Source organism: Streptomyces sp. PCS3-D2 (assembly GCF_000612545.2).
Lineage (GTDB): Bacteria > Actinomycetota > Actinomycetes > Streptomycetales > Streptomycetaceae > Streptomyces.
The window spans coordinates 7,277,813-7,291,420 of the sequence record NZ_CP097800.1; the positions used below are offsets into that span (position 1 = coordinate 7,277,813).

Consider the following 13,608-nt stretch of genomic DNA (forward strand, 5'->3'; position numbering starts at 1 on the left):
TCGACCCGCCGGGGTCGGGGGCGCTGCCGGCGCCGGAGGCCCGTCTCACGACCGGCCCGCGGGCGCCGCTCCGGGTGCCTCGGCGCAGCGTAGGCGGTCGCCGGTCACGGGGGCGCCGTCGGCGATGTTGCGGTCGTAGGTGACGGTCCTGACCAGCGCCGGCTCCGCTCCGACGGCGACGTCGAAGTGCGCGTCGTGTCCGGGCACCGCCTCCGTCCGGGAGCCGGGCAGCGCCGCCGCAAGGGTCGCCGCGTGCTCCTCCTGGCCCGGGGCGTACCGGATGACGGGCGGCCCCGCCGGGCGGACCGGGGGCGCGGACGCGGACGTGTCGGTGACGGCGAAACCATTGCGGCGCAGGGCCGCGGCCACGGTGGCGTCGTCCACCCGGACCGAGACGGCCGCGGGGTTCGTGGGCGCCGGGTTCTCGGCGACGGGCTGGATCCGGGTGTCGCCGGTGATCGGACGGTCCGCGCCCAGGGCCTCCCACAACGCGGCGGCCCGCGTCTCGTCCCACACGAGGGTGGACCCCACGCCGGGCACGCGGTGGTCGAAGAGCCGGATCGGGACGGTGGCGAACTCGGTCCGGTCCGCCCGCAGGCGGCCGAGCGCCCAGCCGATGCGGATCAGGTCTCCCGGGCCCGTACGGGTATCGGTGCGCACGGTCTTCAGCAGGGTGTGTACGGTCCGCGCCGTGCGTGCGGGGTCGGCCAGCGCGCCCTCCAGGGTGAGCCGGGCCAGCAGGTCGTTGACCAGGCGCTGCTGGCGCCGGACACGGCCCAGGTCGCCCGGCCGGAGGTTGACGTGCCGGGCCCGGGCGTAGCGCAGGGCCTGGTTGCCGTCGGCGTGGTGGCGTCCGGCTCCGATGTCCAGGCCGGAGTTCTCGTCCTTGAGCGGCCTGTCGGTGCACACGGTGGCGCCGCCGAGGTTGTCGACGGTCCGCTCGAAGCCTGCGAAGCCGGTCTCCAGGTAGTGGTCGACGCGGAGCCCGGTGGCCTTCTCGACGGTGGCGACCGCGAGCGGGCCGCCGCCGAGGGCGAACGCGCCGTTGATCTTTCCCTTGCGCGGAGGCACGGCGGTGCCGGCGTACTCGACGTAGGAGTCGCGCGGGATGGAGACGACGCTCGCACGGTGCCGGTCCTCGGACAGGTGCACCAGCATCATGACGTCGGTGCAGTTGCACCCTTTGCCGCCCACGTGGAGCCGGTTCTTCTCGGCCCGGGAGAGCCCCGCGCGACTGTCGACGCCCACGATCAGGATGTTCGTGCCCCGGCCGCCGTCCGCCGCGGTGTGGGCCGATACGGCCTGCGGGCTCACGAGGGAGCCGCAGGAAAGGGCGGTCACGCAAGCGAGAGCAACGGCGAGTCGACGCAATGCAAATCCCCCAAAAAGGACGAAATCGTATCGATTGGCGACTTTAGGGGGCGCCGGGGGAGGAGTCGTCGCGCACACGCCGGAGTCACCCGCGCGGCGGTCCGGCGCTCGGGGGCTACCCGCCGTTGGCGGAGAAGTGCTGGTAGTCCGGATTGGCCCAGCGGCCGCCCCACTGCCAACCCGCCTCGCGGAAAGCCGCGGAGACGGCGTCGTCCGGGTGGATCTGGCCCGCGCGGGCCGGTGACCGCTGCAGGTGGGGGCGTGCACGGGGCGGATGGACGGTCCCGTTGACGTCGACGTACGGATTCTCGGCGGGGTTGATGTCGACGGCGTCGCCCCAGGCGTGCCGTGACAGGCGCCGGGGGTCACCGGTGACGGGGCGGCAGTTGAAGCCCGACGTGTTGTCGTCGGCCATGGCCTGCTCGTCGTTGCGGTACTCGGCCATCACGCGCATCCGGCGGATCGGGAAGCGCGCTGCGAAGGCCCGCTCGAAGACGTGGAGGAGAGGGGTGACGGCGTTCTCGTGGGCGACCATCTCACCCGCGTGGACGCGGCCGTCGAAGCCCCAGTGGTTCATCCGGATCAGGCGGAGCCGCTCCGGCGGGACCGGGCAGCCTGCCCGGTGGGAAGCGCCCAGTTTCGCCTGCGGTACGGCGGTGACGCGCGAGGCGAATCGGGCGGGAGGGACGGGCGGTCCGGTGGGCAGGACCGGCGGGGCGGCCTGCGTGGAGCAGGCCAGTGCGGCCGCGCACAGGGCGGCCGTCAGGGCCGCGGCCGCTGTGGTGTGGCGCACGGGACAACGCTACGACGCGCGCCGCGGGCGGGCATGCCGGAACCGTCCCGGTGGGAGGTGGGAGGTGGGAGGTGGGAAGCGGGAAACAGGAGGGCGGCAGCGCCCGGCCCTCGGCGGGCGGGTCGGGGGGCCGGCGCTCAGCAGCCGATCGGCCCCTCGCCCGTGCTCGCGCATCCGGCGTCGGCGCCCCGGGCGGCCGCCCCGCACAAGGAAGCCTCCACCTTGCCCAGCAGGCGGCCCAGCTCGGTGCGCTCGGCACCGTCCAGACCGTCCAGGGTCTGGCGCTCCAGCTCGCCCCACGCGCGGCTCACCTCGGCGAGGAGCCCGCAGCTCGCCTCCGTCGCCTCGACCAGGGAGGCGCGCCGGTCGGCCGGGTCGGGGCGGCGCCGTACATGGCCGGACTGTTCGAGGCGCTGGAGCATCTTGGTCACCGTGGACGGGTCGAGCCCGACCGCCTTGATCAGCTCCGACTGGCGCACGGCCCCGTTGTCCCACAAGTGCATCATCAGGAACTCCTGGCCCGGATGCAGTCCCAGGTCCCGCAGTAGTCGGCCCGCGGCGATCCGGTGGAGTCGAGCCACCCGGCTGATCGCGTGACTGACCGGGCCGTCCAGCACGGCGCCCGGCACTGCCGCGCACTGCGCGGGCGCGGGCGTTTCCGGGGCGGCTTCCGGGGTCATGGAACGTTCCTCCTGCGTCGTGTGCGTCGGGGTCCCGATGGTGGGGCGCCGCCCGGACCGTCCTCCGGTGCGTCGATCCTACCTGCCGCACCGATTTTACCTTGGCCGGCCAAGTAATGAGGTACGCTGCACCTCGAAGCCATTACTTGGCCGACCAATTATCCTTGTGAGGCGAAAATGACCAGCGCTTTCGACCCGGTCCGCATGGCCGGCAGCACCCTCTCCAACCGGATCGCCCTGGCCCCGATGACCCGCAGCCGCGCAGGCGAGGGCGGTGTGGCCACCCCGCTCGTCGCCGAGTACTACACCCAGCGCGCCTCGGCCGGCCTGATCATCAGCGAGGGCGTCCAGCCCTCCGTCGTCGGACAGGGCTACCCCTTCACTCCCGGCCTCCACAGCACCGAGCAGGTCGAGTCCTGGCGCGCGGTGACCGACTCCGTGCACGCGGCCGGCGGGCGGATCTTCGCCCAGCTGATGCACTCCGGCCGCATCGGCCACCCGTCGCTGCTGCCCGACGGACTGGTGCCCGTGGCCCCGTCCGCCGTCACCCCCGCCGGTCAGCTGTTCACGGGCGAGGGCATGAAGGACTTCGTCACCCCGCACGAGCTGACCGGCGAGGAGGTGCGGGCGACCATCGCCGACTACGCCGAGGCGGCCCGCAATGCCATCGAGGCGGGCTTCGACGGCGTGGAACTGCACGGGGCGAACGGCTACCTGATCCACCAGTTCCTGGCCCCCGGATCGAACCTCCGCACCGACGAGTGGGGTGGCCCGGCCGAGAACCGTATCCGCTTCGCGGTCGAGGTCGTCCAGGCCGTTGCCACCGCGATCGGCGCCGAGCGCACGGCCCTGCGCATCTCGCCGGGGAACCCGTACAACGACATGTCCGAGCCCGACCCGCGGCCCGTCTACGAGGCGCTGGTCAACGAGATCGACGGGCTGGGACTGGCCTACCTCCACGTGCTGGAGTTCGGCCCCGAGGCCCGGGAGACCACCCTCGCGCTGCGCAAGCAGTTCTCCGGCCTCCTCGTGCTGAACCCGGCAACGGAGGGCCCCACCGATCACCGGGCCCTCGCACTGATCGAGGACGGCACCGCCGACGTCGTCGCCTTCGGCGCCCTCTTCCTGGCCAATCCCGACCTGCCGGCCCGCCTGCGCACCGAGGGTCCGTACAACACCCCTGACACCGCCACCTTCTTCGGCGGCGACGCCCGCGGGTACACCGACTACCCGACCCTTCAGGGCGCCCCCGCACCGATCAGTCCCAGCACCTCGGCCGTGCTCCGCACGTCACCGAACGACCGGTAGACCGTGTGCAGGGCGGCGTTGTGGTCCTGATCGCGCCGGGCCGCGTTGGCGTCGGCGACCATCACCACGCGCAGGCCCGTCGTGGCCGCGTCCCGGGCCGAGGACTCGCAGCAGACGTTCGTGAGCGTGCCCGTGATCAGGACGGTGTCCACGCCGCGCTCCGCCAGCAGTTCCGGGAGCGGGCAACGGCCGGGAAAGAAGGCGCTGTAGGCGTTCTTCTCCACCACCGGATCCTGCGCCCGGACATCGAGGGAGGGCCACAGGCGCGAGCGCGGCGGGCCCTCCCCACCGGTGGCCGCGAACCGTTCGCCGGCCACCGGTCCGTAGAACTCGCCGCTCACACCCCCGAGCGGCGCTTCGTTCGCCGGCACGACCCAGGCCACCAGACCCCCGGCCGTACGCAGCGCCGCGGCGATCCGGTTGATGTGCGGCACGATCCCCCGGGCGTAAGGATTGGCTCCGGCGAAGAAGGGCACCATGTCGATCACGACCAGGGCGGTGCAGGCCGGATCGACGCTCTCGTACGCGTGCCTCCTGCCCCGTCGGGCTTCCTGCCGGGCGTACTCCCGGGGTTCGATCCGCCAGTCGTGGAGCGTGGAATCGGTCCGCATGGGTCTCCTGCCGCCTGCCCGCCTGTGACGGCGGGAGACTGCCCCGCCGCCACCACGGGCAAGCCCCTGCGCGCGTCGGCCGCAGTGCCGGCCTCCGCGGCGCCCCCCTTCGGAAGGCGGGTGCTCCGCGCCCAGGGCGCGCCCGCAGCGCCGGTGCCCGCTCAACCGCGCCGCTCGCGTACGGAGACGGTCACGTGGTCCACCCGCATCGGATGACCCGGCTGAGTGTCCGGCCCCACGTCCGCACCGTCGGCGTGCGGCAGCTTTCCGCCGAACGCCACGTTGAGGATCAGGAACAGCCCGTGGTCCACGGCCCGCTGCCACGTGGCGGAGTCCATCCGGTCGGCCGTCACCCGGTGGTACACCCGGCCGTCCCGATACCAGCGCACCTCCTGCGCCCCCGGGGCGAGGTCCACCTCCACGGCATACGAGTGAAACGCCGTCCGGCAGTCCGGGCACGGCTGGGGACCCGAGGTCAGGCCCACCGGCTCCTGGCACGGTCCGCCCTCCACGACTCCGCAGTGCAGGGAGCCGAAGACGGTGTCACGCCCGTTCACGGACTCCATGACGTCGATCTCCCCCACGCCCGGCCACCCGGTGTAGCCGTCACGCAGCGGTGCGCCCAGGGTCCAGAAGGCCGGCCAGTAGCCGGCCGCCCCGGGCCCGGTCACGTCCGGCAGGGCGATCGACGCCTCGATCCGCAGCACCCCGCCGGGCGGGGGAGCGAAGTCGGAGCGCCGTGTCTCGATGCGCCCCGACCTCCACGCGCCGGCCTCGCGGGTGGGGACGATTTCGAGCACGCCCTTCCCGTCGAGCCGGACGTTGTCGGTCGAGTTCGTCATGGTCTCCACCTCGCCGGTGCCCCACTGCGGCGCCGGGCAGCCGGGATAGCAGGTGCCCACGTCGTGGATCCAGTCGGCGGCCGACGGCGGGCTGCCCGCCGGTCCGTCGAAGTCGTCCCGCAGGAGCCGCGTCCAGCCGTCCGCGCCCTCTTCCGCGCCCGCCGCTCCGGCCGGGCCCGCCGCGGGCAGTGCCCCGGTCTCGGTGAGCAGCCGCTCCAGTCGGTTCGTCAGGACGACCGCCGCCGCATTGGTCAGGTGCGCGTCGTCCCGGTAGAGCAGGATCCGGTCGAGTACCGCCGGGCAGGTCGGGCCCTCACCCGGGCACAGCACCTCGTTGACACCGACGCTCCGCACGCCCGGCAGCGCACCGGACGCGATCAGCCGCGCCAGGGGGTCGGGCCGCAGGGCGCCGGTACGCCCGAAGGCGCACGCGGCGGGGGAGTCGGGGTGGCCCGATACGCACGCCGGGACGTCCGTACCCGGGACGGGGGTGTCCTCGATGTAGACGATCGGCACGCCCAGGGCCCGCAGCGGTGCCAGGGTCCTGCTCCAGGCCTCGGCCAGGAGCTCTTCGTCCGCCGTGTACCGGTTGAGCGAGGAGACCACGACGAGGCGGGGCCTGCGCTGCTTCCCCAGCCGCTCCAGGGTGTCCGCCCGCCAGGTGTCGCACTCCCGGTAGACCCGGCCCAGTTGCGGGCTGTCCACCGTCAGGTCCGGCAGCGGGCAGCCCTGCTTGACGAATTCCTGTAGCGCCCAGCCCCGAGAGGCGGCCAGCGCCAGTACCGGCGAGAACCACTGCCCGGCGTGCGAGTCGCCGAGCAGGACGATCCGGTCGGGGCTGTCCACCGCGCCGAACAGGCAGTCCGGGCTGCGCGTCTCGGCCGGTGCGACCTCGCAGGGCCCGTCCGGGGGAAAGTCGGCCCGCGCCTGGACGGGGCTGGGCACCACCGGGCCGTCCACGAGCGGCGTCCCCGCGCTCCGGGCCAGCAGGGCGGGACCCGAGGCGGCGCCCGGAGGCAGGCCCTTCGGATCGACCGGGGCGGCGGGACCCAGCAGGTTCAGGGTCGTGGTGCCCATCACCAGCGCGAGCACGACCGGCAGCACGATGGCCGAGACACCCACCGACAGCCCCCGGCGGGGGAGTTCGGAGACGGTACGGCTGCGCCGCAGCGGCTGCTCGACCCACCGCATCGTGCCCAGGGCGGGCAAGACCGCCGCCAGTGTCAGTGCGGTCTTCGCGGGCCAGCCGAGCGGACCGGTCCGGGCCTCGGCGAGCACGAGCACCGGCCAGTGCCACAGGTACAGGGTGTAGGAGAGCCGCCCGAGGGCCCGGGGCGCCCGCCCGGCGAGGAGCCGTCCGACGTCACCGGCACCCGGAGCGTAGCGCTCGCCGCGTCCCGGCACCGCCGCGAGGATCACCGCCGCGGTGGCCAGGGACGGCACGAGCGCCGCCCAGCCCGGGTAGGGGGTGGCGGCGTCGTACGCCACGACGCACCACCCGATCGCCGCGGCTCCGGCCCAACCGCACACCAGCCGCAGCGGCCGGGGCCCCCGCATCAGGTGCCAGGGCAGCAGGGCGAGCAGTGCGCCCACGCCGAACTGCCAGACGCGTGCGGGCGTGCCCAGGTAGGCGAGGGAGGCCGAGTGCCCCGTCCAGTACAGCGAGAGCACGAAGGACGCGAGGGTCAGCGGGGCGGCGATCAGGACTACCGCGGAGCGCACGGCGCGGCCCCGGCGGACCGCCCGGGCGGCGCCGAGCGCCAGTACGGCCAGCAGCGGGGCCCAGAACAGGTAGAACTGCTCCTCGACGGCGAGGGACCAGAAGTGCAGCAGCGGACTCTGGTCGTGTCCGGCGGCGAGATAGTCCGTTCGCTGCGCCGTGAAGCGCCAGTTGGCGACGGACAGTGCCGCCGCGACGACGTCGTACTCCACATCGGTGCGGCGCAGCGGTACGGTCAGCCAGGCCCCGGCCAGCGCCACCGCGGCCAGCACCACGGCGGCCGCGGGAAGGAGCCGTCGGGCGCGCCGGGAGAAGAAGTCCCCGAGCCGGATCCGGCCCGTGGTGACGGCCTCGCGGACCAGCAGACCGGTGATCAGGTAGCCGGATATGACGAAGAAGACGTCCACGCCCACGAAGCCGCCGGTCGCCCAGGGGATGTCGGCGTGGAAGGCGAGGACGGCGAGGACGGCGACGGCGCGCAGGCCCTCGATGTCGGGCCGGAAGGCGGACCGGTGGGGGCTGGGACCGGACTCGGCGCCGGGGCGGGAGCCCGTCGGCAGCGGGCCGGCCGGAGCGTCGGCGCGTCCCCGGTGCCGGCTACGGCCGGGGGAGAGGAGGAAGGACATGGTGACGGCGCCTTTCAGCTCAGCCAGGGAAGCATCGGGTCGACCCACCCCGACGCCAGCAGGCCGGTGAGCAGGAGGACCGCGGACGCGGCGACGGTCTCGGGCCAGCGGCGGGGCAGCATCTGGGACGGGGAGCCCGGGCGGGCGCGGAACCCGGCGCGCAACCCGGCGTGGACCCGGGCGCCGACGAGGGCGCGCAGCGAAGTCCCGCTCGCGCGGGCGGGGTTGAGCTCGGCTGCGAGGTCTCGGATCAGCGGGGCGTTGATCTGGAGCTGCACCAGGAGGTAGAGGAGCAGCCCCCAGTTGGGCTCCCAGCCGTTGCGGGCCACCGCCCGTGCGAGCCCGGCGGCCGCCGCTCCGCACGAGAGCACGAGCCACGCCAGCGACACGGCCACCACCCGGCGGGCCATCCCGCCCCGGGAGGCCGCCCCCCGGGCGCCGGTGGGTACCCAGGCGGCGGTGCGGCCGCGCAGCGTGTGCAGGAACGCGGTCGCGGCGGCGACGCTCGTCAGGACGTTCGCCCGGATCACCTCGACCCGCCAGCGGGTCCGGCTTACCCGGGGCAGCAGCACGTGCCACAGCCACAGCGGGGCGAGCAGCGGCAGCACGTGCCAGGGCCGGATGTGGTCCGGGTACCAGAACAGCATCACCAGGGGCGGCAGAGGCGCGGCGAAGGTGTTCACGGCCGTCGTCAGGTAGCCGATGATCCCCTCGTAGAAGCACAGTCGCATGCGCCAGGGAGCCCGCATCCGGCGCAGTACGGGGGTGCCGAGCAGGTGGAGGTTGCCCATGGCCCACCGGTACTGCTGGTTGACGAAGGAGGTGACCCGGTCGGGCGAGGTGCCCTTGGCGACCAGCACCGGTACGTAGAGGGTGCGGAAACCCTTTTCGTGCAGGGCGAGTCCGGTGTACAGGTCCTCGCTGTGGTCGAGCCGGGCGAAGCCGCCGGCCAGGTCGATGGCGGAGCGCCGGTAGACGGCGTTGCTGCCGCAGCAGATGGCGGCGTCGCTGGCGTCCCGGGACGGCTGGATCCAGCGGAAGAACCACTCCTGGGCGGAGCCCGCGGCGCGCTGGATCCAGCTCATGGACCCGTCGGTGTCGAAGCACTGCGGGCTCTGGACGATACCGACGGCGGGGTCGGACAGGTACGGGACGAGATGGCGCAGGAAGTCCGGCCGGGGTGCGAAGTCCGCGTCGAGGATGGCGACGAACTCGGCGGTGCCCAGGGTGAGCGCGTGGTTGAGGTTCCCGGCCTTCTTCAGGTGCCCCCGGTCGGGCCGTACGACGTACTCGTAGCCGTACGAGGCGGCCAGCGCGGCCACTTCGGGACGGTCGGCGTCGTCCAGGACCCACACCGTCAGTGCGTCGGCGGGCCAGTCGACCCCCGCCACCGCGCGGTAGGCGTTGTCCAGGACGGGCAGCGGTTCCCCGCAGGTCGGCAGATACAGGTCGACGCCGGGCAGGACGGCCGGCCGCCAGGCGCGGACGAGCACCTCGTGGGACGGCCGGGTGAGCCGCCGCTGGCGCAGGCTGTTGACGCAGGAGAGCGTCAGTGCCGCGAGGTTGAGGGCGAGGACGGCGAGGAACGCCCAGAGGGCGGGCGTTCGCAGGGCGAAGGTGAACATGGTCGCTGCCGTGAACACGAAGGCGAGCGAGGTGGCGATCAGGACCCAGCGGCGCTGCGGCCCGAAGTACCAGTAGAGCTCCTCGTCGGACGGTGGTCGCGGAAGGTGATGGACAGTCACAAAGCCCCCCACGGCTGTGCGCGTACCCGTTTGCGGTGACCCAGCCTAGTGTTAAAGGTATAGACCACTTGCCCGGATCCGGGATGGCGGGCGTAATGAGCCACAGGATTGGCGCGTCTCGAATGGTCCAGACCTCTTGATGATCATTTGACTGGTCGCTCTGGGCCGCTTCGGGAAGTCCCAGGTCACGAGGGGGTGAACAGTCCTGGAACTCCGGTTCGTCCGTGACGAGGAAACCTCACGGCGCGGTGTCACCCCGGTCGCGTTCCTGTCGGAGCAGCTCCGGTAGGTCGCTCAGCCGGTCGAGTCCCCGTACCGGTCCTGCGGTGCGGGCACCCCGGCTCAGCAGGGCCCGGTGCCGGTGGAGGAAGGACCAGTACCCGGCGGTGTAGGGGCAGGCGTCCTCGCCGCTGCGGGAGCCGGGTCGGTAGCGGCACGGCCCGCACAGGTCGCTCATCCGGTCGATGTAGGCGCCGCCCGACGTGTAGGGCTTCGTCGTCATCCGGCCCCCGTCCGCGTACTGCGACATGCCGACCACGTTCGCCAGCATGACCCAGTCGTAGCCGTCGACGAACGAGCGGTGGAACCAGTCGGTGAGCGCGGCCGGGTCCCAGCCCCGCTGGAGCGCGTATCCGCCCAGCACCATCAGCCGCGGAATGTGATGGGTCCACCCGGTGTCCCTGACCTGGCGCAGCACGGTCGACAGGCAGCGTGCGGTCACGGCGTCCGCGTCGAGCGAGAGCCACCACTCGGGCAGCGGGGCGGTGTGCCCCAGGACGTTGGACGAACGGTAGCCCTCGCCGAAGTGCCAGTAGAGGTGCCAGACGTACTCCCGCCACCCGGCGATCTGCCGGACGAAACCCTCGACGGAGTTCAGGGGCGCGGAGCCCGACCGCCAGGCGGCCTCGGCGCGCTCCACGCACTCCGCGGGATCCAGCAGGCCCAGGTTGAGGGAGGAGGACAGCAGGCTGTGGCTCAGCACCGGGTCGGCGGCCAGCATCACGTCCTCGTGGGCGCCGAAGCCGGCCAGCCGGTGGTCGATGAAACGCCGCAGCGCCGTCAGCGCCTCGCGCCGGTCGGCCGGGAAGAGCCGAGGCCCGTCCCGGCCGACGAACGAGACCTCGCCGTCCCGCTCCCACCGGTCGAGGTCCTCCCGGACACCGGCGTCGATGTCGTCCTCACGGGGCCGGTAGGGGGCGGGCGCACCGAGGGTCCGCGCTCCCCGCGGCGGCGGTTCCCGGTTGTCGTGGTCGAGGTTCCACCGCCCGCCGGCCGGCTCGCCCCCGTCCATGAGCAGGTCGTGCTCGCGGCGCACGTGGCGGTAGAAGTTCTCCAGTCGGAGCCCGCCGCCGGTGTGGCCGGCCGCCCACGCCTCGAAATCGTCCCGGCCCACCAGGAAGCCCCGTGCGGGCAGCACGGTCACGTGGCCCAGGGAGTGCACCAGGCCCGCGGCGGCCCGGGAGGTCGGGTGGTACACCGTCACGGGAGAGCGGCCGACGGCCTGGCGCAGGCCCTCTCGGTAGGTGTCGGCCTTGACGTAGACGACCCGGTCCCCCAACTCGGCGGCACGGTGACGCATCGCCGAGAGCAGCAGGTGCGCCTTCGCCCGGTGGAACCGGCGCCGCCGGAACACCGCCTGCGATTCGATCATCAGCACGGGGGCGTCGCGAGGGATCCCGCCGTCCCCCGCGGCGGTGAAGGCGGGCCCCAGCTGATCGCCGAAGATCCAGTGTGCGCCGGTCATGTCGCCGCCTTTCCCCAGGTGGTTCGCGTCCTTCCTGCCCTTTCCCCGACGACGGGCCCGTCGGACGCACCTTTCGGGTGGTGGGGCGCGGCGCATCCGTTCCTCCCGTTCCGCCCGAAGAGGGGGCGCAGGGGTGTCCGCGAGCAGCGGACGCGGTCCGGTCGCGGAGCGGAGGCTCGATGCAGGGAACCGAGCAGTGGGAGGTCGCGCCCGACGCGGGGCGTCCGCAGGGTCGGGTCTGTGCCCATCGCGACCTGCTGGACGACGTGCGCCCGGTCTCGGACGCACCGTCCGCCGGATGCCAGGGATGCCTGCCGCGCGGGCAGCCCTGGGTGAGACTGAGGCAGTGCGTGACCTGCGGGTACACAGGGTGCTGCGATAGCTCGGCGGGCCGCCACTCCTACGGGCACCACGAGGAGAGCGGGCACCCCGTGGCCGTGTCGCTGGCACCCGACGAGGAATGGGCCTGGTGCTTCACCGACGAGGTCTTCCTCATCCGGACCGGGCGGAACACGGCAGGCCCGCCGGCCGGCGGACCGCGGCACTGACGGGAGATCCTCATGGGAACGAACGGCGCGGACCGGGCCGGGACGGAATCGGTGTGGGACTACCCGCGTCCGCCCCGGATCGAGCCCGACACACGGCACGTGGTGGTGCGGCACGCCGGCGTCGCGCTGGCCGACTCCCGGCGCTGTCTCCGCGTCCTGGAGACCAGCCACCCGCCGGTGTTCTACATCCCGCGGGCCGATGTGCGCATGGACCTCCTCCGGGCCACGGAGCACCTGAGCGTGTGCGAGTGGAAGGGCGCCGCCACCTACTTCGGGCTCGGCCCCGAACTCGCCCGGGAGCCCGACCGGGAGCCCGGACGCGGGACCGTGCCCGACATCGCGTGGAGTTACGAAGCACCGCTCCCGCGGTACGCGCCGATCGCCGGCCACCTCGCCTTCCACGCCGACCGGGTCGAGGCGTGCACCGTGGACGGAGAGCGGGTCCGGGCCCAGCAGGGCGGCTTCTACGGCGGGTGGATCACGGACGAGATCAGGGGCCCCTTCAAGGGCGTGCCCGGGAGCTGGGGCTGGTGAAGGGCCCTGAGGTGGTGCCATGACCGGTGAGTCTCCCCGCTCTCCCCGAATGACGACCGGAGCCGTCGCGAGGCGTCTGGGAATCTCGCCCACCACGCTCAGGTCCTGGGACCGGCGCTACGGCATGGGGCCGGCGGTCCGCGACGGCGGCCGGCACCGGCGCTGGACCGTCGAGGACATCGCCGTCCTGGAGGACATGTGTCGGCTGACCACGTCGGGAGTGCCGCCGTCCGAGGCCGCCGGTCTGGCGCTGTCCCGGGCCGATCGGTCCCGCCCGGCCGCCGGTGAACCGGCGCCCCCCGCCGACGCGCGCCGCCGCCCGGGCCCGGGACCGGGCGGCGGGCTGCCCCTGGGCGGCATCCGGCAGGAGTTCCGGGGCCTGGCCCGGGCCGCGGTGCGGCTGGACGGCCCGGCCATGGACGAGCTGCTGGCCGCGCTGGTGGACGGCCACGGACTCGTGACGGCCTGGGAGGAGGTCATCGCACCGACCCTGCACGCGGTGGGCCGCAAGTGGGAGTCCGCCGGCGACCGCTACATCGAGGTCGAGCACCTCTTGTCCTGGCACGTCTCCACCGCGTTGCGCCAGGTCGTCGGCAACGCCCCGCCGGGCCCCCGGGACGCGGCGCCGGTGCTGATGGCGTGCAGCCCCGGCGAGCAACACTCGCTGCCGCTCGAAGCGCTCGCCGCCGGCCTCGCCGAACGCGCGCTGCCGATGCGCATGCTGGGTGCCGCGGTTCCGGCCGGGGCGCTCATCGCGTCGGTGCGCCGGACGGGCCCCACGGCGGTGGTCCTGTGGTCGCAGTCCAGGGGCACCGGGGACCGCACCCTCGCTCGCCAGGTGGCCGGTACGACCTTCGGGGTCCGCGGCGCCCGCACCCGACCGCTGGTCGTGCTCGCCGGCCCCGGCTGGGGCAACCGGGCCCCCGGCCCCGGCATGATCCGCCCGACCGGTCTGCGCGAGGCGCTGGACGCCCTGTCCCGCCACTGCACGGCAGTGGCGGGCCCGCTCACCGCCTGACGCCGCTCACCGCCTGACGGGTGTCGCCGAGGCGCGGGGTCTACTGCGGCATCAGTACGGTGTCGACG

11 protein-coding genes are annotated in these 13,608 nt (G+C 73.7%); 4 read left to right on the top strand and 7 right to left on the bottom strand.

The genetic code is table 11. The features are described from left to right. Positions 1-45 precede the first annotated feature (45 nt). The 3 genes from AW27_RS32600 to AW27_RS32610 form a co-directional block, all read right to left on the bottom strand. Positions 46-1,341 (bottom strand): LCP family protein, encoded by a 1,296-nt coding sequence (locus tag AW27_RS32600; RefSeq protein ID WP_236647658.1) that lies wholly within the window; start codon positions 1,339-1,341, stop codon positions 46-48. Between the two features lie 145 nt (positions 1,342-1,486). Next, positions 1,487-2,164, bottom strand: a complete 678-nt coding sequence (locus AW27_RS32605) for a M15 family metallopeptidase (RefSeq protein WP_063890592.1) — start codon at positions 2,162-2,164, stop codon at positions 1,487-1,489. Positions 2,165-2,301: 137 nt separating this feature from the next. After that, positions 2,302-2,844: a MarR family winged helix-turn-helix transcriptional regulator gene (locus AW27_RS32610; protein WP_078556518.1), complete on the bottom strand. Its 543-nt coding sequence runs from the start codon at positions 2,842-2,844 to the stop codon at positions 2,302-2,304. A gap of 177 nt (positions 2,845-3,021) precedes the next feature. Between AW27_RS32610 and AW27_RS32615 the strand changes: the two genes are divergently transcribed. After that, positions 3,022-4,152 carry an alkene reductase gene (locus tag AW27_RS32615; RefSeq protein ID WP_052030703.1) on the top strand — a complete coding sequence of 377 codons (1,131 nt, stop codon included), beginning with the start codon at positions 3,022-3,024 and terminating at the stop codon, positions 4,150-4,152. Here the strand turns inward: AW27_RS32615 and AW27_RS32620 are convergent. The 4 genes from AW27_RS32620 to AW27_RS32635 all read right to left on the bottom strand — a co-directional run bounded on the left by AW27_RS32620 (position 4,083) and on the right by AW27_RS32635 (position 11,440). Next, complete coding sequence (locus AW27_RS32620; RefSeq protein WP_037922441.1) at positions 4,083-4,763, bottom strand: cysteine hydrolase family protein; 681 nt, start codon at positions 4,761-4,763, stop codon at positions 4,083-4,085. The genes AW27_RS32615 and AW27_RS32620 overlap by 70 nt on opposite strands. A gap of 161 nt (positions 4,764-4,924) precedes the next feature. Continuing rightward, complete coding sequence (locus tag AW27_RS32625) at positions 4,925-7,951, bottom strand: acyltransferase family protein (protein WP_078556520.1); 3,027 nt, start codon at positions 7,949-7,951, stop codon at positions 4,925-4,927. 14 nt (positions 7,952-7,965) lie between these two features. Further along, positions 7,966-9,696 (bottom strand): glycosyltransferase family 2 protein, encoded by a 1,731-nt coding sequence (locus AW27_RS32630; RefSeq protein ID WP_037922443.1) that lies wholly within the window; start codon positions 9,694-9,696, stop codon positions 7,966-7,968. 238 nt (positions 9,697-9,934) lie between these two features. After that, a complete protein-coding gene (locus AW27_RS32635) occupies positions 9,935-11,440 on the bottom strand; it encodes a cryptochrome/photolyase family protein (protein WP_037922445.1) in 1,506 nt (501 codons plus the stop codon). A 179-nt stretch (positions 11,441-11,619) separates the two neighbouring features. On the opposite strand from AW27_RS32635, the gene AW27_RS32640 reads away from it, so the two are divergent. Genes AW27_RS32640 through AW27_RS32650 form a run of 3 tightly spaced genes read left to right on the top strand, consistent with a single transcriptional unit; the run spans position 11,620 to position 13,540 of the window. Beyond that, positions 11,620-11,988: a UBP-type zinc finger domain-containing protein gene (locus tag AW27_RS32640; RefSeq protein WP_078556522.1), complete on the top strand. Its 369-nt coding sequence runs from the start codon at positions 11,620-11,622 to the stop codon at positions 11,986-11,988. A gap of 12 nt (positions 11,989-12,000) precedes the next feature. Further along, positions 12,001-12,522 carry a DUF427 domain-containing protein gene (locus tag AW27_RS32645; RefSeq protein WP_037922447.1) on the top strand — a complete coding sequence of 174 codons (522 nt, stop codon included), beginning with the start codon at positions 12,001-12,003 and terminating at the stop codon, positions 12,520-12,522. Between the two features lie 49 nt (positions 12,523-12,571). Further along, complete coding sequence (locus AW27_RS32650; RefSeq protein WP_236647660.1) at positions 12,572-13,540, top strand: MerR family transcriptional regulator; 969 nt, start codon at positions 12,572-12,574, stop codon at positions 13,538-13,540. Positions 13,541-13,608: the final 68 nt, after the last annotated feature.